Genomic DNA, 22,494 nt, shown 5'->3' on the forward strand with positions numbered 1-22,494 from the left:
AATTCAACAACACCACAACTTGTTGCGATATGGATAATAAATTGTTAATCAAAATCAGTAAAAAAATACTCCACAATTAATCTTATAACCTCATCACAGCTGTAACTAGATTGTTGCCACAGTTATTTAATTATGGTTCTATTCGGATGGGATTCATCTTCTTGTTTACATTTAAGTTACCTTAAGAAGGTGGTTCTAATTAAAATAAAACATATAATTAATATAAGTTTCCAGGGAGTAATACAATGCAAGTTAATTCAAGATTGGCCAAAGCAGTACGCTTTGCGTTAGTGGGTGGTGCAGCAACAGCAGCACTTAGCTCGCCAGTAGTTCTTGCGGCTGATGCAGAAAGTGCAGATAAAGTTGAGCGAATTCAAGTTACCGGTTCTCGTATTAAACGAACTGATATGGAAACGGCAACGCCTGTAACAGTGCTAAGTGCCGATGACATGGCAAAGCAAGGCTTTACCAATATTCAAGATGCACTTCAAAGCCTAACATCTACAACTGGTGCGATGACAACACAATCAGTTCATGGTTTTACTCCTGCTGCTTCATCTATCAGCTTACGTAATGCTGGTGCTAACCGTACATTGACGCTTATTGATGGTAAACGTCTAAACCAGTATCCAAAACCTGCTGGCGGCACAGATAACTTCGTTGATACCGCTAACCTTCCAATGGAAGCAGTTGCTCGAATCGAAGTTCTACAATCAGGTGGCTCAGCCATTTACGGCGCTGATGCAATTGGTGGTGTTATTAACATCATTTTGAAGAAAGACTTCGACGGTGCTGCACTTAAGTATCGCCACGGTGATACCACCAATGGCGGTGGCATGAATGATAGAATCGCTTTCTCTATCGGTTCATCTTCAGATAAAGGTAACGTTTCAACGTTTATCGAATATACAAACAACGAAGTACTTCGCGCGACAGATCGTGAAAACTTTGGCTTAAATACAGATAAAGTTCCTCACAGTGAATTCTCAAGTTACAGCTCTTACGGTGCACGTATTGCAGGTACTAGTGAAGGCGCTAGCGGTGCTAAAGCACTAACAGCTGCAGAATGTACTGCCGGTGGTTTCTTCTGGGATGACACTGTAAGCGTTCCGCGATGTGGTTATGACCGTTCGAAGCAACGCGATCTTGAGCCAGAAAGCTACCGCTTTATCAGCACAACCAACTTCAACTATGAACTAGCTGACGATATCACTTTCTTAGGCCGTTTAGACTTTGCTCAAGCAAAATCTACCACGAACATTGAGCCTATGGCGATCAATGACTACGGCATCAAAGTGGCTGGCAATGACGTAACCGTTTCAGGCGCAGGTGGACTAAGCAAAACATTCAATGACAAATCGACAGCACTAGGCGGTGATTTCGCTAAAGCAACTGATGGTGATTATGTATACATACGTCGTTTACATGAATTTGGTAACCGTACTGGTGAGACCAATACCCGTAACTACTTCTTCACCGCTGGCCTTGAAGGCGTTATTGCTGATGAGTATAACTGGGACGCGTCAGTAAACTACGGCCGTACAAATGTTGATGTTTTCCGTGGTGGTTATGCGACTATCGCCGGTATGTTTGACTACATCACAGCTGGCGAAAATGGTAATTCTTTACTTAAGAATATGTCGACTGCAGATGTAGAAGATGCTTCTTACACACCTTTTGAGCAAGCACAATCTACACAGAAAAACGTTCAGGCTAACATCACAGGTTTAGCATTTGAGTTACCTGCTGGTGACGCAATGTTCGCGTTTGGTGCTGAGTACACAGAGCAAGATTACCAAACAGATTCAGATTCTGAATCTAAGAAAGGTAATATCTTAACGACCGGTGGCTCTTCAGGAAATGGCGAACGCGATTTTTGGGCGACGTATGCTGAACTAAGCATGCCAGTTCTTGATCAACTAACCATTGATGTCGCTTTACGTTACGATGAATATAGTGATGTTGGCGGTAACCTATCACCTCAGTTAACTGTTGAATACCGTCCATTGGATGAGCTTCTCGTTCGTGGTTCTATCAGCAGCGTATTCCGTGCACCAGATATGCACCGTGTATATGGTGATCCGACACAAGGCTTTACACAGGTTATTGATTTTAAACAGTGTGCAGCGATGGGTGGAACACCTGGTGAGACAAACTCAAATCCAACAATCAATGAAGTGTGTAACGAGCTACACATTGATATCACAACGGGTGCTAACAAAGATCTTGAAGCTGAAACCGGTTACACAGCTAACATTGGTGCAGTATGGGGCGGTGATTCACTAAACGCTTCTGTAGACCTCTGGGAGTGGAAGCTTGATGACATGGTTAGTGACATCAGCGCTTCAAAAGCAGCACGTGAATATGATCTGTATGAAGATATGATCACTCGTGATGCAGACGGTACTATCACCCACGTTAACTCTGTAGCTCAAAACCTTGCATACCAGCAAGTTCGTGGTCTAGATGTTACAGCTGGTTACGGTTGGGATCTAGATGCCATTGGTGAGTTTAAACTAAACTTTAATGGTACTTACATCTTAATGTCAGAAGGTCAATTAGACCCAACAGCTGAAATTGATGATGATATCTACAACGGTGGATTACCACAGTACAGAGCTAACCTTGTACTTGGTTACTTCCTAGAAGACTTTGAAGCAACACTTGGTGCATACCACACTGCACGCATGCACGGTACTGCTTACAAGTCATTTGCTGAAGGCGGTGAAGGCGAAGAAAGTGATTACGAAGTAGCATCACTAACTAAGTGGAACCTAACTGCAGGTTACAACTTTACTGACAACATCAAAGTATCTACAGGTCTAATCAACATGTTTGATGCGGGTCCTAACTTTGACCCAACAAACACTTCATGGCCTCATTACCCACGTAGCGTATACAACGCTCGTGGACAAGAGTGGTTCATTGAAGGTGAAGTTAAGTTCTAAACATGGTTGAACTAAGCGCACCAAATTGCGCTTAATCAAGCATAAAAAAATGGCATCCTAGGATGCCATTTTTTATTGCTTCAATTGACACGATGACAGAGTAAATTGTTAGCTAAACCCCATATAGTGGGCAGTAATAACAATGACGCTAGAGACAAAAAAGAGCCCCAACATAAAGCGCCAGATAAACTTAAGCCACTGGCCCCAATCAACTCGGCAAACTCCTAGCGTGGCCATCAATGAAGCTGACGTAGGCACTAATACATTTGTGAAACCATCCCCTAATTGAAACGCCAGCACCGCAACTTGTCTAGTGACTCCAACAATATCAGCAAGCGGTGCCATCAACGGCATTGTCAGTGCAGCTTGACCAGAACCAGAGGTCACAAAGAAGTTAAACACGGCCTGGAATACAAACATAAACCAAGCTGACATCACACTTGGCAGCTGGCCAATAAACTCACCCGAACTACTGAGTATGGTATTGAGTACACTTGGGTTAGCAGCATTACTGCCTCCGAGTAATAATAGTATGCCCGACGCACAGCCGACTAAAACTGCCGGTTCAAGCATTGTAGATGCCCCTTGCTTGAAGCTAGTGGCGACTTTATTAACCGTCAGGTTATTAAGCTTAAAAACAACCCCTATGATGCCAACAACGATGCCCATTGCAAAAAACTGGCTAGCTATTTCAGGGATAAACCACGCATTAACCACCACGCCCCAAATAATCCAGGCCACAGTTGCAACAATAGTTAATAACACTAGAATGTCGCCAATGTTAAAGCGGCTATCGAGTTTCGCATCACTGGCATTATCACGAAAATATTGATCGCTTTGATGGCTGTATGAGAGCTCTGGTTTAGCTTTTATCTTCGCGGCATAGCGCATAGTGAATATAAGGCCCATTAGGGTAAAGCCTAACCACATTGCTACTCGCACGCTTGAACCTGACAACACAGGTACATCCGCTATGCCTTGGGCTATCGCCACACTAAATGGGTTCATCCATGAACTAGCAAAACCTATTTGAGTTGCAACATAGGTCACCATCACAGTGGTAATACCGTCGTAACCAAGTCTTATCATTAGCGGACAGATAATAATCGCAAAGGCTATCGCCTCCTCACCCATCCCAAATACAGCCCCACCTAGTGAAAACAAGGTAAAGATAACCGGAATGAAAAGTGTTTCATTGCCTTGGGTTTTATCGATAAGTTTTAAAATGCCGTTATCAATGGTTCCTGTCGCCATAACAATGCCAAAGGCGCCACCAATAACAAGCATGAACATGATCACCCCAATAGCACTGCCCCACTTTGATCCAGATACAAGCCCTTCAAAAGCAAAGTTAAAGAAACCTGTGCCTCCACCGCCAGCAAATAAACTGACCGGCTGCAGCATTGGCTCACCACTATCATTTAATTGGTAAGCAAAAGAGTTGGGGTCGACCACGCTGCGGCTCTTTTCAACACCGTCAATCACGTAGCTCACTTGTTGTGTCTCAAATGAACCAACAGGAATAAAATAGGTCATCACAGCGGCAAGCAGTGCCACAAAGAAAATGATCACCAAAGTATCTGGCATCTGCCATGCTTTATTAACAATTTGAGAACGGTTGTTATTGGCGACGGTTGGCTCGGTAGTTAAAGGTTGTTGCTGCGTAGGGGAACTGGGGGTCATTTGATGGCCGTATTGTTGTTATTTGGCTGCAAATATAAACCAATGTCAGTGCTTTATCTATGAGTGGTTAGTTGGCTACCGGTAAAAAAATAGACTAACGTCCATATCGTTTTGATTGAAAGGCCTAAAACTATACAATTGAAAAGCTATTTTCAGTTGAAATAGTCAGTTAAAAGATGATTTAGATGATCCATTTCGCCTTACTAACGTGTGTACAAGCTCGCTTTACCGCTAATAAAAACAAATTTGCAACCATTGCCGATCAAAACAGTTACCCTACTCATGCAACAATGAGCGCATTAGGATCACACTATATATAGAATAGTGAACCTAATCTAAGTTATTCATACCTAAAGCCAACATGGCTTGTTTGGTACTTGATCACCACCTAGAATCATACTTAACAACCATCAAATAAATTGATAGTTTCCCTTTAGTTATTTTTCGAGTAGGAAAACAGTAGGTACAATGAAGTATTCTCTCAAACAAATTATGGTTTTCGACGCTGTTGCCAGTCTTGAAAGTGTCAGTGCGGCAGCAAGAAAACTGTCGATGACGCAATCTGCAGTAAGTATGTCGTTGGGACAATTAGAGAATTTACTTGGGCGTCCGCTGTTTATTCGTCAGGGTAATCGTTTAACCCTAAGCCATTGGGGTAACTGGCTGCGACCAAAAGCGAGACGTCTGCTACAAGATGCACAGCAAATTGAATTAGGCCTGCATGAACAACATCTTATAAGCGGTAGATTTAGGATCTGCTCTAGCCAAACAGCAGCTGAACATCTGCTACCTGAACTCATCAGCAAAATTGATACAGACTTCCCCGAATTGCGCATTGACTTGATGGTAGAAAATACTGAAAACGTGATTGAAGGCTTACTTAATTATGAATACGATTTTGGCATAATCGAAGGACGCAACGACGATAGCCGACTGCATCAAGAGCAGTGGCTTGATGATCACCTTGTGGTGGTGTCGTCACCACATCACCCTTATGCTAAATCAAAATCAGCAAGCTTAGCGCAACTAGAACAAGCAAAATGGGTGCTTCGGGAACAAGGAGCAGGCACAAGACGTATTTTTGAAGGTGCCATTCATGGCGTCATTGAAAAACTGCATGTGTGGAAAGAGTATGAATACGTTTCTTTGCTTAAGGCCCTTGTCAAAAATGGCCCTTACTTAAGTAGCTTACCCTATTTAGATGTGGAAAAAGAGATTGCCAATGGAGAGCTAGTGGTTTTATCAACCCCAGAGTTAAACATGCAACGCCATCTTTCATTTGTATGGCGCAATGATGCAGGTGAGAATCCACTCAGAGATTGTGTTATTACTGAGGCCAGACGTTTGAGCCGTAATAGAGTTGCTGTTAAAAAAAACCGCTAAGTTGAAAATAAGGCAAAGAGGAACCATATCCTCTTTGCCCTTTGTTAAGCTTAAAATACCCTTAGAATTTATAAACCTCACAAACTTTTTGTGCAATATCTTCACGCGTAATAACACCACATAATACGCCGCCTTCTACCACTGGGAACACGCTAGGTTTACTAGCATTAGCGCCTCTTAGGCGCTCTTCGTAGCTTTTGAACGTGTTACCAATCAGCATTCCGCTGTCATTGACCGGAAATAATTTTTCTCTATCAACAACCATAAGCTCTATCAGATCGGCAACGGCATCTGACGGCGATACCGTCAATACTTGGGTTTGCATCAGATCAGCGACTTTAAAGCTTACGCCACGGGCAAACTCTTCTGACCATAAGCTGCGTAAGAGATCTTGTTGGGAGATAAAGCCAAGCAACTGTTGCTGCTCATTAATCACAGGCGCACCACGACTGGCACTTTCGGTAAGACGCTTCAATCCTTCGTATACAGTAATGTCAGCTGTCAGTGTAAATGGAGCAGGATTCATTAGGTCACTTACATTAAGTTTTTGTATTGTTTTAGGCATATTTTTTACTCCAGAAGATAGGTAGGCACTTTTAGGACTTTGCGCCAGTGAAGGTTCAGCAAAGGTTTGTTCTACAAAATGTGTTTGATTATTTTTTTCGAGATCTGACAATGAAATGACTTCAGCCAAGACCGAGTGATTATGTTGTGTCATTGAAAGCAGAGATGGACTAGGGTTAGCTTTCTCAATTAACCAGTAGCCTAAGCCAACAAACAGACCGCCACCGACAATATTGCCAAGTGTCACCGGTATTAAGTTATTGAGAATAAAGTTAGTCACTGTTAGGTCGTTAAATTGTTCTTGAGTGACATTAAGCGCAGCAAACCAAGTAGGGTCTGAAATATTCGCCAGCACTATGCCTAATGGCACCATGAATAGGTTGGCGATACTGTGTTCAAAGCCACTGCTAACAAACATCGCCACGGGTAACATAAGTAATATCGCTTTAGTTAATGCGTCTTTACTGGAAAACGTCATCCAGACACCAAGGCATACCAACATATTACAGAGCATTCCCAGCACGAAAGCTTGCCACCAACCGTGATGCAACTTATGTTGGGCGATGTTAAGTGCATTGAGTCCCCAATGACTATCATTTAAATTCTGCATCCCGGCTACAACAATTAATAACAGCATTAGCATTGCGCCAATAAAGTTACCTACATACACACGCCCCCAGCATTTAAGCAGTGACTGAGTTGAAACTTGCTTTTGTGCCCAAGCGACGCTGCTTAACACTGTACTGGTAAATAGCTCACCACCACAGATCACTACCAGCATTAACCCAAGACTAAACGCTAAGCCTCCAGCAAGTCTCATTAACCCCCAGGGCCCAGTACTGCCAGTAGTTACAGTGATATAAAACACAAATGCTAATGCGATAAATGCGCCGGCAAATACTGCTAAACCGAAAGACTGCCAATGGGCCTTTACCACTTTATCCGCGCCATAGCGCTCTGCTTGCTGATACATACTCGGCTTTAACGCACTCTTTTGCGATAGAGGGCTTTCTACTTGCTTAATTATCGGCATCTGTTTTGCTTGGCTATTTGCCGCCATGCTGCCCCCTTACTGTCACGTAACAGTAAGTCACTAGATCTACACTCATCCCATACTCCAGTTATTCAAAACGTACTCTTGTTCTAAGCACAAATTACCTGAAGCGATGACACTATAAAATTTGATATTAATGATGGATACAATCATTTATTTTGATACCTAAAAAAGTCCATTTGAAAATGTTAATGGTGTTACCAGAACAAGAAACCAGTCATAAGCTATTGAATAATAGCTATATTTAATAAATTTATTTAATTACAGCAAAAGAGTATTTGGTGAGGAAGTAGCTATGTACTAACAGAGTGAGCAAAACTCGACAGGCTACTTTGATAAGCCATCAACGTGTCGTAGAAGATTATCGATGCTTGATTTAAAGATAAAGCTAATGCCTGTATCAATATGGTAATTGTTTGATGTAAACGATTGTGAACTCAAAAGGCAACAGAGATCACAACTAGCGCTTCATTTGGTGTGATAAATGCCCAGTTCTTGTGATCTAGGATTGTCGCAAACAAAGTAAGTTTACTAATGGTCAATAATAATACAAAAAATAGGGTTTTATTGATCTAGACACTAAGGCAAATTACATGCCTATTATTAGATTATTTAGCCATCACTGTATAAGTTGTTAAGTCGCTCTCAGTTTAATCAAACACCATATTCAATAACTTTGATACTTGATGTTGTCCCTAGGTTACTATGTTAAGATCTTTGAGGTAAATTGGTCTTACCAATTTGATGTGAGTAACGGATTACCTATGTAACCTGCATTTCAGCATGACCGATGCTGAATATTTGCCGTTACAGAAGCGTTAACAAAGACTTGAAGTCGACTACACTTATACCCATCAGTATAAGAAAGTTGTTAATTCACAGGGAACAACTAAATAACTGTTATAAATCCCGATGAATCACTTAAATTCTTTTCGGAGAATGAGAAATTATGCCTGAAACAGTAAAGAATGAAGCAGAAGAAAGCTCAAATCAGAGCTACAAAGCACTTCACCGTCCCGCATCAGAGTTCAATACCCGTGAAGAGTATTTGGATAATGAACTAAAAATCATGAAGCCTAAACGCTGGGGCCTTAACCTCCCAGGTAGAGACTTTCGTTTTGAATGGGAAGACTTAGTTCCGGCTATCGCCGGTACGATTGGTATTACCGTGATGTATTCAGCGGTGATGGCAGCATGGGCATCAGGCCTGTCTGAACGTTGGGAGCATGTAAACTTAGGTGCAGAGTTTGCAATTCAAGTGGTACGGGTTGAAATGCTGATTCCCGCCCTACTCTTTTGTATTATCAGTTCAGGATTCATTAATCCTCGCGCTAACCTTGGTGGCAACCACGGGCCAATGATCCCTTTAATTGGTGCCATTGCCTTAGCAGGTGCTCATCCTCTAGCGCTCGCCATTCTGCTTGGGGTGTTCGGTCTCATTCTCAGTTACTTCAAAGGGGGATCGCGGCTCGTTAATTTGACCAGTAGTGGGGTTGCCGGCGGACTATTAGTATTCCTCGGTTTTATGGGTGCTAAGAGTCAAATCACTTCGCTGTTTGATTGGGCTGGAGGGCTTGAAGCCAAGCATGCACTGGATTACAGCTTAGGTTACGTGGCTTTCTTCATCCTACTGGCTAACGTCATCTTATATGCTTATCTTGCTAAAGTTGGTAAGCGTTGGCTAGCAATTCCACTGTGTTCCATTGCCGCTATCGTGCTCGCTTTTGCACTAGGCGCAGGGCTTGATCTGAAGTTTGTTACAGAACCTGGGATCCCTAACTTAAACCCTATGTACTGGTGGGGTTCAACAGAATACGGCTGGCAATTAGGCTTACCAAACCTTGAACACTTTATCGCTTCTTTACCTTTCGCAATCTTAGCTGTTGCTATGTGGTCACCCGACTTCCTGGGCCACCGCATCTTCCAAGAGCTTAACTATCCAAAAGGTTCAGAAAAGGTATTGATGGATGTTGACGATACTATGACAACCTGTTCGGTTCGCCAGATTGTCGGTACAGCAGTTGGTGGCGGTAACATTACCTCTTCTTGGGGTACATACATGATCCCTGCTGCCATCGCCAAACGCCCAATCCCTGCAGGTGCTATTTTACTCGGAATAATGTGTATCTTAGTGGCAGTGATTGGCTACCCAATGGACGTTACCGTGTGGCGACCTGTTATGTCGATTGCGCTTTTAGTTGGGGTATTTTTACCGCTGCTTGAAGCCGGAATGCAGATGGTAAAAGACACTAAAAATAGCCAATCTGCAGGTATATGTATCTTTGCCGCATTCGTCGCAAACCCAGTACTAGCATGGGCATTAACCATGTTTCTAGACAATAATGGTCTTATTGGCGACAAAGAACGAGCAAAATCATTATCGTTTACTGATCGTATGGTCATTCCTGGACTTGCATTTGTTATTTGTCTTGCTGCGATGTTAGCGGTAGGCATGATAACCGGTATACCAGCCCTACTTTAAATGAATTGGCGAAGAGAGCCCTGCACTCTCTTCGTCTTTTTCTCATCTATAATACCAATAAGTATAAGAAGTTGATCTACTCAGAGTGTTTTTGGCGAGCTAATTCAAGGCAGGCAATCCAAAGTGAGTAATGACACAATGGTTATTCCCTTATGAGTTTATTCAACGCAGAAGTAGGATAACTATGTCCTTCATTCATTGTTAACCACATGGATGTGGTGAATGTCATTAATGCAGGAGCATTTAATGACCTTACCTCAAAGCCGCTAAACTCTCGCTGAGCGATAAAATATTTACACTGATTGGTATAATAATTCTTATCAATCTGTTTGATAGTCACTATGACTTAAAACATAGCGCTGATTGTAAGGCGAACTTTTTAACGCTTTATCATCTGCAATAAATTGCCTTGCGAAAAATAGACCAGCAAGGCAATTACCTGACATCAAGCATAGATGCAAACATTAAATTGTTTAATAAATGCTATCTTGTTAACAGTTTCAACAAATACGCGGCAATTGGCTACGGATTAAAGTGCAGGCTCAGTAAGCCTATGGTAACATACTTACGGTAAATTGGTCTTACCAATTTAGATAAACCACTTTCTTACAATAAATTTTGATTCGATTGTGGTTATCAACAAACAAATTCTTGCGAAGTGAAATCACTTCGAAAACGTTTCAACAAAGGCTGCGGCCTCGAAACGTTTAAGCATTAGCTATTGGTCGTTAGGGTTAAACGATAAACCTTGTTAACGCCAATAACCTTTATCTCAAACAGAAGGTATTAGTACGATGACCGAAAAAACTGAACAGTTTGCAAACGCGTGGGAAGGTTTCACGCCAGGCGATTGGAAAACTGAAGTCAATGTGCGTGACTTTATCCAAGCTAACTACACTCCTTATGAAGGCGATGAGTCTTTCTTAGCAGATGCAACCGAAGCGACTACAGAGCTTTGGGATAAAGTAATGATAGGCGTCAAGCAAGAAAACCGCACCCACGCCCCTGTCGATTTTGATACAGACAAAGTTTCCACAATCACTTCTCATGAAGCCGGTTACATCACTAAAGACCTAGAAACAATCGTTGGTCTGCAAACAGAAGCACCGCTTAAACGTGCAATGTTGCCTAATGGTGGTATCCGCATGGTTGAAAGTTCTTGCGCCGCATATGGCCGTGAACTTGATCCTAACATCAAGTATGTTTACTCAGAATTGCGTAAAACACATAACCAAGGTGTATTCGATATTTATACGCCTGAAATTATGCGTTGTCGTAAATCTGGTGTATTGACAGGTTTGCCTGATGCATATGGCCGTGGTCGTATCATTGGTGATTACCGTCGTATCGCGCTATATGGTATTGACTACCTAATGCAAGATAAGTTTGCTCAGTTTGGTTCACTTCAAGCTGACTTCGAAACAGGCGAAAACCTATCTTACACAATGCAGCTTCGTGAAGAGATCGCAGAGCAGCATAAAGCACTTGGCCAAATGAAGCAGATGGCAGCAAGCTACGGCTTCGACATCTCTAAGCCAGCTACCAATGCTAAAGAAGCGATTCAGTGGACTTACTTTGGTTACCTTGCCGCAGTTAAGAGCCAAAATGGCGCAGCAATGTCATTGGGCCGTACTTCAAGCTTCCTTGATATCTTTATTGAGCGTGATATCGCTGCTGGCGTATTGACTGAGCAAGAAGCACAAGAGATGGTTGACCATTTCGTGATGAAGTTACGTATGGTTCGTTTCCTACGTACTCCAGAATATGATGAGCTATTCTCTGGCGACCCAATCTGGGCAACAGAGTCAATCGCTGGTATGGGTGTTGATGGCCGTACATTGGTGACTAAGTCTAGCTTCCGTTTCTTGCACACTTTGTACAACATGGGCCCAAGCCCAGAGCCAAACATCACTGTACTTTGGTCTGAGCAGTTACCGCTTAACTTTAAAAAGTATGCAGCTAAAGTTTCTATTGATACTAGCTCTATCCAGTACGAGAACGATGACTTAATGCGTCCAGATTTTGAATCTGACGATTATGCTATCGCATGTTGTGTAAGTCCAATGGTTGTTGGTAAGCACATGCAGTTCTTCGGAGCCCGTGCCAACCTAGCTAAAACTATGCTTTATGCCATCAACGGTGGTGTTGATGAAAAACTTAAGACTCAAATTGGTCCTAAGTTTGCGCCAATCACAGATGAAGTTTTAGATTTCGATGACGTTATGGGTCGCTTAGACACCATGATGGACTGGTTAGCAACGCAATATGTATCAGCTTTAAACGCTATCCACTTCATGCACGACAAGTACTCTTACGAAGCCGCACTTATGGCGCTTCACGACAGAGATGTTCGTCGTACAATGGCATGTGGTATCGCAGGTCTATCAATTGCAGCTGATTCACTTTCTGCAATTAAATACGGCACTGTAAAGCCTATTCGTGACGAAAATGGCATTGCTGTTGATTTCGATATCAGCGGTGATTATCCAAAGTTTGGTAACAACGATGCACGTGTTGATGATTTAGCGACTGAGCTTGTAGAACGCTTTATGGCTAAGATCCGTAGCATGAAGATGTACCGTGATGCGATTCCTACACAGTCTATCTTAACCATCACCTCTAACGTGGTTTACGGTAAGAAAACAGGTAACACACCTGATGGACGCCAAGCAGGCGCGCCTTTCGCACCGGGTGCAAACCCTATGCATGGTCGTGACGAAAAAGGAGCCATTGCTTCTTTAACATCAGTTGCTAAACTACCTTTTGCTCATGCACAAGATGGCATCTCTTACACCTTCTCTATCGTTCCTAATGCATTGGGTAAAGATGAAGATGGCCGTAAAGCTAACCTTGCAGCATTAATGGATGGTTACTTTGCTCATAACGACAGTCGTGAAGGTGGTCAACACCTAAACGTAAACGTAATGAACCGTGAAATGCTTGAAGATGCCGTGGCTAATCCAGATAAGTACCCACAGCTAACCATTCGAGTTTCAGGTTATGCGGTACGCTTTAACTCTCTGACACCTGAGCAGCAACAAGACGTTATCACTCGTACCTTTACTAAAGGTCTATAACGTCAGTTTAATGTGTTGATTCGGCTAGCGTAGCAAAGTGCTGCACTAGCCTCACAAGGAGTAATAATGGCAGTAACAGGTCGGATTCATTCATTAGAGTCCTTTGGCACCGTAGACGGTCCAGGCATAAGGTTTATCACCTTCATGCAAGGTTGCTTGATGCGTTGTCAGTACTGTCATAATCGCGATACTTGGGATCTACACGGCGGTAAAGAGATCAAAGTCGATGAGCTAATGAGCCAAATCATTAGCTATCGACCTTTTCTAGAAGCCAGCGGTGGCGGTGTTACAGCCAGTGGTGGTGAAGCGGTATTACAACCAGAGTTTGTCGAAGAGCTTTTTCGAGCTTGTAAAAAAGAAGGTATTCATACCTGCTTAGACACCAATGGTTTTGTCCGCAAATATACCCCAATTATTGATGAGTTACTTGATAGCACCGACTTGGTATTACTTGACATTAAACAGATAAACGATGAAAAACACATCGATTTAACCAAAGTCAGCAATCAACGTACATTACAATTTGCCGAACATTTGCATAAACGAAACCAAAAGACTTGGATTAGGTATGTTGTAGTAGGTGGATTTACCGATGATATTCCATCGGCACAAGCATTGGCCGAATTTATCAAACCAATGACCAATGTGGAAAAAGTAGAGTTACTGCCCTATCACGAATTAGGTAAACATAAGTGGGAAGCGATGGGTGAAGAGTATGAACTCAATCAAATCTCTCCTCCAACTACCGAAACGATGGAACAGATAAAGCAAGTCTTTATCGATATGGGTATTAATGCGATTTATTAGATATTTGCCGTGCTAAAGCTCTTCCCAATAACTTGCATCTAAGCGTTCGAATGCCGCTTTCAATATAAGCGCCATATCGTAATAGCAAGCTTTAGCGCCTAAAGGTCGACAACTAACACCCATTTGAGACAGCTTTGTTGATAACTGATTACCCCAGTCCAACAAAGTTAACGGTAAAGGATGAGCGGATCGCCAACCTAACCATAGCAAACCTTGAATAGGTAAGCTGATAAAGAATAATGCAATAGTGATTGCTTGTGGTAAGTAATCCCAGCCATGCAGATACAACTGACTGGCACCAGCCAATACCGCAAGCAGCGGCATTAAAGGCAAAGCAATTTGAGTCGCGCGCATAACGCGGTACTCAGGAAAATAAAAACTCAGTTGTCTAACCATAGGCCAAGTCTTCATATAACGACGGCCTTCACCTAAGGTTTTGAGAACTTGAATGCTCAAGAATGGCACCTATTAAAAAACGATAACAAGCCTAACTCTAGCACAAACACTCGGCTTGCCCCAAGGCTCTATGCCCGGTAAGCAACAGATTTTCGCTCTTTTACAGGGCACATTTTACGACTTCGGCCTATAGTTGCCATAGAAGTTATTGTTATAACATTCGGTATAAAGATTTGGTCGCTCAGCGAGAGTTTAGCGATTTTGAGGCAAGGCAGTGAGTGAAGCGCATAGTTATTCTACGCTCAAGCTCATTAACGCAGCATCAGAGTCGCTAAAACTCGCCTGTAAGGAGTGTTTTTGGCTTCCTACTTCGGTGTTGGATAAAGGCAAAAGGGAACAACCTTTATGGCAATTATTCGCCTTGAATTAGTTCGCCAAAAACACTCTGAGTAGACCCACTACTTATACCGATTGGTATTATTCAGTGAATCAAACGATTTCATTACTTATTGCGAAAGGTTTAAACATGTCAAACAAACTGGTATTGGTGCTTAACTGCGGTAGTTCATCTCTTAAGTTTGCGATTATTGATGCGCTAACTGGTGATGACCAAATTTCAGGTCTAGCCGAGTGTTTCGGTCTTGAAGACTCACGGATTAAGTGGAAAGTTAACGGCGCTAAACATGATGCCAGCTTAGGTGCATTTACCGCTCACAGAGAAGCTGTTGAATACATCGTAAACAACATCTTAGGTGCACACCCTCAAATTGCCGAACAGATCCAAGCCATTGGCCACCGTGTTGTGCACGGCGGAGAAAAATTTACTCACTCAGTGATCATTGATGAATCAGTGGTTCAAGGCATCGAAGATTGTGCCACATTAGCGCCATTGCATAATCCTGCTCACCTAATTGGTATTCGTGCAGCACAAGCATCATTCCCAGAATTGCCACAAGTGGCCGTGTTTGATACAGCTTTCCATCAGACGATGCCGGAGAAAGCCTTTATCTATGCCCTGCCGTACAAGCTTTACCGAGAAAATGCGATTCGCCGCTATGGCATGCACGGTACTAGCCATCTTTTCATCAGCCGTGAAACCGCAGCTGCTTTAGGTAAAGATGAAGCAGATACTAACCTTATCTGTGCTCACCTGGGTAACGGTGCATCTGTTACAGCAATAAAAGGCGGAAAGAGTGTTGATACGTCTATGGGCTTAACTCCACTTGAAGGTCTAGTCATGGGTACACGCTGTGGCGATATGGATCCATCAATTATTTACCATTTAGTTAATCGTCTTGGTTACACATTAGATGAAGTCAACAACCTACTTAACAAGCAAAGTGGTCTGTTGGGTATTTCTGAGCTAACCAATGATTGCCGCGGTATTGAAGAAGGCTACGAGAAAGGTCACAAAGGTGCCACGCTTGCACTTGAGATCTTCTGCTACCGTTTAGCGAAGTATATCGCTTCATACACAGTACCTTTAGAGCGCCTTGATGCCGTCGTATTTACCGGTGGTATCGGTGAAAACTCTGATGTTATCCGTGAAAAAGTGCTGAACTCATTAGCGATCTTTAACTTTAAAGTCGACAAAGAACGTAACACTGCGGCGCGTTTTGGTAAGCAAGGTAAAATTACTAAAGACGAAGGTCCAGTAGCAATGGTTATCCCAACCAATGAAGAGTGGGTTATTGCCCAAGATGCTGTCGCACTAATTAAATAGTCAAACCTGTTTATTCTGAGCTGCTAGCTAGAGATCCCAGCAGCTCAAAATAACAATTTTTAAGGCCATACTTTTGTGGCGTTCTTGCGTTTTTAAGAGGTATTTATGTCTCGTAACATTATGCTCATCCCGGTAGGGACTGGTGTAGGGTTAACATCAATTAGTTTAGGTATGGTTCGTGCGCTAGAGCGCCACGGTGTTAAAGTTCGCTTTTTCAAACCAATCGCCCAGCAGCGTCCAAACGATCGTGGACCTGAGCGTTCAACCACTATTTTAAGCAAATCACCGACTGTTAACCCACTCGAACCGTTTGAGATGGACCATGCAGAAAACCTGATCCGTGCAGACAAGACAGATGTATTGATGGAGCAGATTATTGCCCGTGCAACTGAGTGTGCTGACGATACAGAGACGTTAATTGTTGAAGGTTTGGTACAAACGCGTAATCACCCGTTCTCAAGTGATGTAAACCATGCGATTGCTAAGGCGTTAGATGCAGACGTGATTTTTGTCGCCACGCCAGGCAATGAAAGTGCGACAGCATTAATGAACCGTTTAGAGATCTCGCATAACTCATGGGGCGGAAATAAAAACAAACGCCTTATTGGCGCGATTATCAATAAAATTGGTGCTCCAGTTGATGACGAAGGCCGCGCTCGCCCTGACCTATCAGAAGTATTTGATCACGACAGTGTTCAACGCACTGATGCAGCAAACATGTTCCAGCTGCCAGGTAAGAGCAAACTGCGTATTTTAGGCAGCGTGCCTTATAACCTAGATCTAGTGGCACCTCGTGCTTCAGATCTTGCCAAGCACCTCAGCGCTAAGATTATCAACGCAGGCGAAATGAACACTCGCCGTATGCGTAAAGTTACGTTCTGTGCCCGTAGTATTCCAAATATGGTCACTCATATTAAGACAGATTCATTACTCGTGACCTCTGGCGACCGCAGTGATGTAATCGTATCGGCTTGCCTTGCTTCAATGAACGGCATCAAAGTTGGCGCACTATTGCTAACAGGTGGCTACGAGCCAGAGCCACAAATTATGGAACTGTGTGAGCAAGCTTTTGAAACTGGCTTACCTGTGTTCTTAATCGATACTAATACTTGGCAAACCTCGCTTAACATTCAACGCTTTGACCATGAAGTGCCTGTAGACGATGCCGTGCGTATTGAACAGGTTCAAGAGTTTGTCGCCGGGCACATTGATCAGAGCTGGGTTGAGAGCATTACTAAAAACTCACCACGTGAGCATCGCTTGTCGCCACCAGCATTCCGTTACAAGCTAACAGAACTTGCCCGCGCCGCTCGTAAAACGGTTGTTTTACCTGAAGGTGATGAACCAAGAACAATTGAAGCTGCCAGCATCTGTGCTGAACGTGGTATTGCCCGCTGTGTTTTACTGGGTAACCGTGAAGAGATAGAACGTATTGCGACTTTGCAAGGCGTAACATTAGGTGAAGGCGTAGAGATCATCGAGCCAGAATCTGCTCGTAGTCGTTATGTCGAGCCAATGGTTGAACTTCGCCGTAACAAAGGCTTAACCGAAGTCGTTGCTAAAGAGCAGTTAGAAGACAACATGGTTCTAGGGACTATGATGCTTGCTCAAGGCGAAGTCGACGGTATCGTATCTGGCGCGGTTAATACCACAGCCAATACTATTCGTCCGCCACTGCAGTTAATTAAAACTGCGCCGGGCTCAAGCTTAGTTTCCTCTATCTTTTTCATGTTGATGCCAGATCAAGTCTTAGTCTATGGTGATTGTGCCATTAACCCAGACCCAAATGCAGAGCAGTTAGCTGATATTGCTATTCAGTCAGCAGAATCGGCAATCGCATTTGGCATCGATCCGCGCGTAGCAATGATCAGTTACTCTACGGGTAGTTCAGGAACCGGTTCTGATGTAGATAAAGTACGTGAAGCGACTCGCATTGCTAAAGAGAAGCGACCAGATCTAGTGATTGATGGTCCTTTACAATACGACGCCGCGGTTATGCCGAACGTTGCTCGCTCTAAAGCGCCAGATAGCCCTGTTGCGGGTCAAGCAACCGTATTTGTATTCCCAGACCTAAATACCGGTAATACTACATACAAGGCGGTTCAAAGAAGTGCTGACCTAATCTCTATTGGTCCAATGCTGCAAGGCATGCGCAAACCAGTCAACGATTTATCACGCGGCGCGCTTGTCGATGATATTGTTTACACTATTGCGCTTACTGCAATCCAAGCTTCGCAAAACGAAAGCTAAATACGATACAACTAAAAAAGCCTGCTTATGCAGGCTTTTTTTTGGTCGAGTATTTATACCGTAGCAATAACACGAGTAGGGATCGTAGCGATCGCATTAACAGTAACATTGGGGGAATAGAACAGAATTAACAGGCTAAATAGTAAACACGACGTGAATGCGTCAAAAAATGACCAGTCAATTTAATGCTGATATATTAATAACTTAACCACACTAAAAATAGTCGTCAACACACTTGTCCACAGATTCTGTGGATAACCTTTATAAGTTATCTATACAGATATGCCTGAGATCTTTATCTAGGTCAAGCTTTGCGTTAGATCTAACAGTAAAATCTTGCGTTAGCGCAGGATTATCGTGATACTGCTAAAAAACAAATAATAAAAACTTATGTTGAAACTCCTTATTCTTATTGCTTCTCTATTAGCCGTTTCTGGATGTGACAATACCGCGGGTCAATCTGTATTAGCAGATCCATCAATTCCCTCTATGCGTACGCCAGAGCTCTCTTCTCTCGGCTTTTTAAATGCTATTTATGTGGAACGTGATGTAGAGAAGGCCAAACTGTTCGTCGATGACTCGATGAAGGATATTCTGTCACATTATTACATTGCAGCTTCAGTGCAGCGACATGTACTCAATTTGTCATTGACTGACGTCGAGATGGAAGTCGATGAAGTTGACATCGATTTCTTTCGAAAGACAACTGAAGATGTCACCGTCATCGTAAAGATTATGGGGTTACGCGGTGGCCAGTTTTGGGTCGATGATAGAACATTGCGCTTAAATAAACGCAAAGGGAAATGGATTATCACCGAAGTGGTGCCTGAAAAAAGAAATGTAAATGGCTAGGTGCTAGGTGCTAGGTGCTAGGTGCTAGGTGCTAGGTGCTAGGTGCTAGGTGCTAGGTGCTAGCTTATGACATAACTCACAAACAAAAATAGCAACCCTATGGTTGCTATTTCTTCTAGAAAAAACTGTTATAAATAGTTTTATCTACGGTTGTCCTAATCCAAAAATGCTTCTTCATCCATTTCAACTGGCAGAGACTCTAACATCTCATCTTGTAGTTGATAATATGCGCCTTCATATTCCTGAATTTCCATAACGACTCCGGATCTTTGATTTAGGTGTAGGGTACAAAAGCATGTCATCAATAGTGTGACATTTTGCCTTTCTTAAAACATGCCAACTCTGCAGTGTTTCTATCGCAGATTATAACAGCATTACCACGTCACTTACAGAAAACTTTCAGTTTAAAACACAAAAACAGCCTAAAACACTGTTTTAAGGCTAGAACACTCTATTTAACGTACCAAAAACTGAAAGTCTTTCATTTTTTTATTCACTTTTACGCTAAACAGCCATTTTTATACACCCAAAAAATATACAAGCCAGCAACATGTACTGCTATCACTTAATAAACAGCATCGCTGAATGATCCCCATTGAATTAACTGCGCTAATTAGAGGTAAAAGATAATGAATGCATTAATTGACTTTGAAGCAGGCAAACTCGCTGAGTTATTTGAGCAAGGTGACGACCTGTCGATATACATGTTTATGGAGAAGATGAATATTCCAATTGATGTACAAGGTACGCTTATCAGTGAAATATCTTCATTGAGTCATAGAGAGCACAGCAGTATAGCCAAGGTAATAGAGTCACATGGGCAATCGGCCCTCAGCGAACGTCTTAATTACTAAACTGCCTAGCTCAGGAACAAAAAAGGCCAAACATGCTGTTTGGCCTTTTCACTCTGTAAACTTAACTAAGCCACCGAATCGTTCTGTTGTTTATAGCGCAACACTTTTAGTGCTTTGTTAGGATCAACATCATTAAACACCTTTGGGTTCTGCAACTGCTGCTCTAACGTTAAACTAGGGCTGTATTCTGCCACCTGCCCCTTTAGAAAATCGATAGTGAGTTCAGGCGCATTGAGACACAAAAGAATGTCTCCATCAGCTGCAAGTAAACTCGGCAAGCGTTTCAACAGTCGAGCATAGTCTTTAGTTGCCACGAAACTGCCTTTTTGATTACTAGGCGGATCGGCAATAATCAAATCATAAGGCCCTAGTTTAGTAAGCTTGCCCCAAGATTTAAAAATATCGTGACCTAAGAAACGCGCACCGGAGCCAAAGCCGTTTAACAAATGATTTTGCTTACCTATCGATAACGAGCCTTTACTCATATCAATATTAACCACTTCAGCGGCCTTTCCTTGCAGCGCAGCTACAGAAAAGCCACAAGTATAGGCAAACAAGTTCAGTATCTTTTTACCAGCACTGTTGTCACGAACCCACTGCCGACCATTGCTCATATCCAAGAATAAGCCGTGATTTTGCCCTTTCAATAAGTGCACCTGAAATTGAGCACCATTTTCAGTGACTACGTGCTTATCAGGCACTTCGCCTTTCAGGATGTCAGTATGTGTCTCACCACCAGCGCGATACTGAAAAACTAAGTTAATCGGTGTATCACCTTTTAGCTCGCACCAACGTTGCTCTAAAGCTTCAGTGATCACTGAAAGCTCATCATCAGTCAATGGTTTAAAACTGGTTAACAATATAACGGGCGCAAACCAATCTAAACAAAGATGCTCCGCACCTTGATAACAACCACCACGGCCATGGAATAAACGGCCAACATCTTCACCAAAGGTAAGGTCTTTTATTGCTTCAATAAATAACTGCATTTAACTCACTTTTTACTTTGTTCTATCTTTAAACTTTCTTCGGACTCAACTTCACCTTCGGCGACATCATCACCCAGCAGCACTGCTAGCCAGCGACCATCTTGACTCGACTCTAACGCTATTTTAACGATCATGGTTAATGGTACAGACAACAGCATACCGACTGAGCCGAGTAACCATCCCCAAAATATTAATGATAAAAACACCACCAAAGTCGACAAGCCTAAACCACGTCCCATATAGCGGGGCTCTACCACATTGCCCATAATGGTGTTGGTTCCTAGATAAAGCAAAGCAACTGCACCTGCAGCGCCTGGACCTATCTGTATGAAAGCGAGTAACACCGACGGAATTGCAGCAATAATCGAACCGATATTAGGGATATAGTTAAATAGAAAAGCAATCACGCCCCACAGCAAGGCATAATCAACGCCAATAATGTACAAACCGAGTCCAACAATAAAACCCGTTCCCAAGCTGACTAGCGTTTTTATAACCATATACTGATTAACCGAGTGGAGAAAACGGTCTATCTGTTTTAGTCGCATATCAGGGTCATCAAGCGCGAGATGCATTTTTCTTGAAAAGCCATTTGACTCAAACAACATGAACACAACGGTCAAAATAATCAAAAACAGATTCGCCATCACACTGCCGACGCCAGTCAACATATTGGTGGTCATTGACAGCGCAATACCTGGGTCAAAATAGGCTAAAATCTGCTCTTTCGAGATCTGAATATTAAGCGCCGCTAGTTTATCGACAATCCAAGAAAACTGCTCAATCAACTGATCGCGATAAAACGGTAGTTGTTTTGAAAACTCGTTAATCGAGGTGCCTACTAATGAAGCCAACCACAATCCCATTAATACGATAAATGCCATTAGCATTAATACCGCAAGCCCTCTTGGTGCTTTATGGCGAGTGAGCCAGTTAATGACCGGATTACAGATCACCGCAATGAACACCGACAGCACAAAAGGAACCACTATCGGGCTTGCTGTTTTTATCCCTGCCAAAATCACCACTATGAATGCAGAGATGGCAAAGCCTCTAAATGCCACGCCTTGGTTCTCAAATCGGCCCATTAATAAATCCTTGTAGATTAACAATCAAATTACAGTTTACTGCAATGAATAAAGATCAGAACCCTATCCTAAGGTTCCATCGCTAAAATGCCAAGTCTAACCAGTAAACTCACCATTTATAGACAGTTCACAAATTATTCTGTTGATTAAAAATAAATAATAGCTTGAATTATCGCATGATTTTGTAGAAAGCACTGCTTTAGTTTTAACGAATACGTTAGAAGTCAATTCAGCTCAATAAATAGCTGCTGAAAAGCTACATTAAAATACAACTTTCTAGCAAAAGTGGTGTTAGATCTAAAACAATTTTAACAGTGAAGAGATCTTTATTTGCGTCAATGGCG

Annotated in this window: 14 protein-coding genes; 9 read left to right on the top strand and 5 right to left on the bottom strand. The window is 42.6% G+C overall.

What is annotated here, in order from left to right; all coding sequences use genetic code 11:
* Positions 1-245 precede the first annotated feature (245 nt).
* The gene (locus K5R16_RS03280; RefSeq protein WP_220736126.1) at positions 246-2,948 is read left to right on the top strand and encodes a TonB-dependent siderophore receptor; all 2,703 of its coding nucleotides are present in this window, start codon (positions 246-248) and stop codon (positions 2,946-2,948) included.
* A 108-nt stretch (positions 2,949-3,056) separates the two neighbouring features.
* Here K5R16_RS03280 and yfcC read toward each other — a convergent pair whose 3' ends face one another.
* Positions 3,057-4,535 (bottom strand): putative basic amino acid antiporter YfcC, encoded by a 1,479-nt coding sequence (yfcC, locus tag K5R16_RS03285; protein WP_220736324.1) that lies wholly within the window; start codon positions 4,533-4,535, stop codon positions 3,057-3,059.
* A gap of 564 nt (positions 4,536-5,099) precedes the next feature.
* Here yfcC and K5R16_RS03290 point away from each other — a divergent pair.
* Entirely contained in the window at positions 5,100-6,014 is a 915-nt protein-coding gene (locus K5R16_RS03290; RefSeq protein ID WP_220736127.1) for a LysR substrate-binding domain-containing protein, read from the top strand.
* Positions 6,015-6,075: 61 nt separating this feature from the next.
* On the opposite strand, the gene focA is transcribed toward K5R16_RS03290, so the two are convergent.
* Positions 6,076-7,611 carry a formate transporter FocA gene (gene focA / locus K5R16_RS03295; RefSeq protein ID WP_220736325.1) on the bottom strand — a complete coding sequence of 512 codons (1,536 nt, stop codon included), beginning with the start codon at positions 7,609-7,611 and terminating at the stop codon, positions 6,076-6,078.
* A 970-nt stretch (positions 7,612-8,581) separates the two neighbouring features.
* On the opposite strand from focA, the gene K5R16_RS03300 reads away from it, so the two are divergent.
* The 3 genes from K5R16_RS03300 to pflA all read left to right on the top strand — a co-directional run bounded on the left by K5R16_RS03300 (position 8,582) and on the right by pflA (position 13,998).
* Positions 8,582-10,114 (top strand): DUF3360 family protein, encoded by a 1,533-nt coding sequence (locus K5R16_RS03300; RefSeq protein WP_220736128.1) that lies wholly within the window; start codon positions 8,582-8,584, stop codon positions 10,112-10,114.
* Between the two features lie 794 nt (positions 10,115-10,908).
* Complete coding sequence (gene pflB / locus K5R16_RS03305; protein ID WP_220736129.1) at positions 10,909-13,191, top strand: formate C-acetyltransferase; 2,283 nt, start codon at positions 10,909-10,911, stop codon at positions 13,189-13,191.
* Positions 13,192-13,257: 66 nt separating this feature from the next.
* A complete protein-coding gene (gene pflA, locus K5R16_RS03310) occupies positions 13,258-13,998 on the top strand; it encodes a pyruvate formate lyase 1-activating protein (RefSeq protein ID WP_220736130.1) in 741 nt (246 codons plus the stop codon).
* 12 nt (positions 13,999-14,010) lie between these two features.
* Here the strand turns inward: pflA and yfbV are convergent, their stop codons facing one another.
* Positions 14,011-14,454: a terminus macrodomain insulation protein YfbV gene (gene yfbV / locus K5R16_RS03315; RefSeq protein ID WP_220736131.1), complete on the bottom strand. Its 444-nt coding sequence runs from the start codon at positions 14,452-14,454 to the stop codon at positions 14,011-14,013.
* A 466-nt stretch (positions 14,455-14,920) separates the two neighbouring features.
* Here yfbV and ackA point away from each other — a divergent pair, with 466 nt between their 5' ends.
* From ackA to K5R16_RS03335, 4 genes are all read left to right on the top strand, one after another.
* Entirely contained in the window at positions 14,921-16,117 is a 1,197-nt protein-coding gene (ackA, locus tag K5R16_RS03320) for an acetate kinase (protein ID WP_220736132.1), read from the top strand.
* 105 nt (positions 16,118-16,222) lie between these two features.
* Positions 16,223-18,367 carry a phosphate acetyltransferase gene (gene pta / locus K5R16_RS03325; RefSeq protein WP_220736133.1) on the top strand — a complete coding sequence of 715 codons (2,145 nt, stop codon included), beginning with the start codon at positions 16,223-16,225 and terminating at the stop codon, positions 18,365-18,367.
* A gap of 393 nt (positions 18,368-18,760) precedes the next feature.
* Positions 18,761-19,219: a hypothetical protein gene (locus K5R16_RS03330; RefSeq protein WP_220736326.1), complete on the top strand. Its 459-nt coding sequence runs from the start codon at positions 18,761-18,763 to the stop codon at positions 19,217-19,219.
* A 629-nt stretch (positions 19,220-19,848) separates the two neighbouring features.
* A complete protein-coding gene (locus tag K5R16_RS03335) occupies positions 19,849-20,073 on the top strand; it encodes a hypothetical protein (RefSeq protein ID WP_220736134.1) in 225 nt (74 codons plus the stop codon).
* A 65-nt stretch (positions 20,074-20,138) separates the two neighbouring features.
* Here the strand turns inward: K5R16_RS03335 and K5R16_RS03340 are convergent, their stop codons facing one another.
* Together K5R16_RS03340 and K5R16_RS03345 are read right to left on the bottom strand one after the other, a co-directional pair.
* Positions 20,139-21,062 carry a class I SAM-dependent methyltransferase gene (locus K5R16_RS03340; RefSeq protein ID WP_220736135.1) on the bottom strand — a complete coding sequence of 308 codons (924 nt, stop codon included), beginning with the start codon at positions 21,060-21,062 and terminating at the stop codon, positions 20,139-20,141.
* Positions 21,063-21,067: 5 nt separating this feature from the next.
* The gene (locus tag K5R16_RS03345) at positions 21,068-22,150 is read right to left on the bottom strand and encodes an AI-2E family transporter (protein ID WP_220736136.1); all 1,083 of its coding nucleotides are present in this window, start codon (positions 22,148-22,150) and stop codon (positions 21,068-21,070) included.
* Positions 22,151-22,494: the final 344 nt, after the last annotated feature.

This window comes from Shewanella sp. c952 (assembly GCF_019654975.1).
Classification (GTDB): Bacteria; Pseudomonadota; Gammaproteobacteria; order Enterobacterales; family Shewanellaceae; genus Shewanella.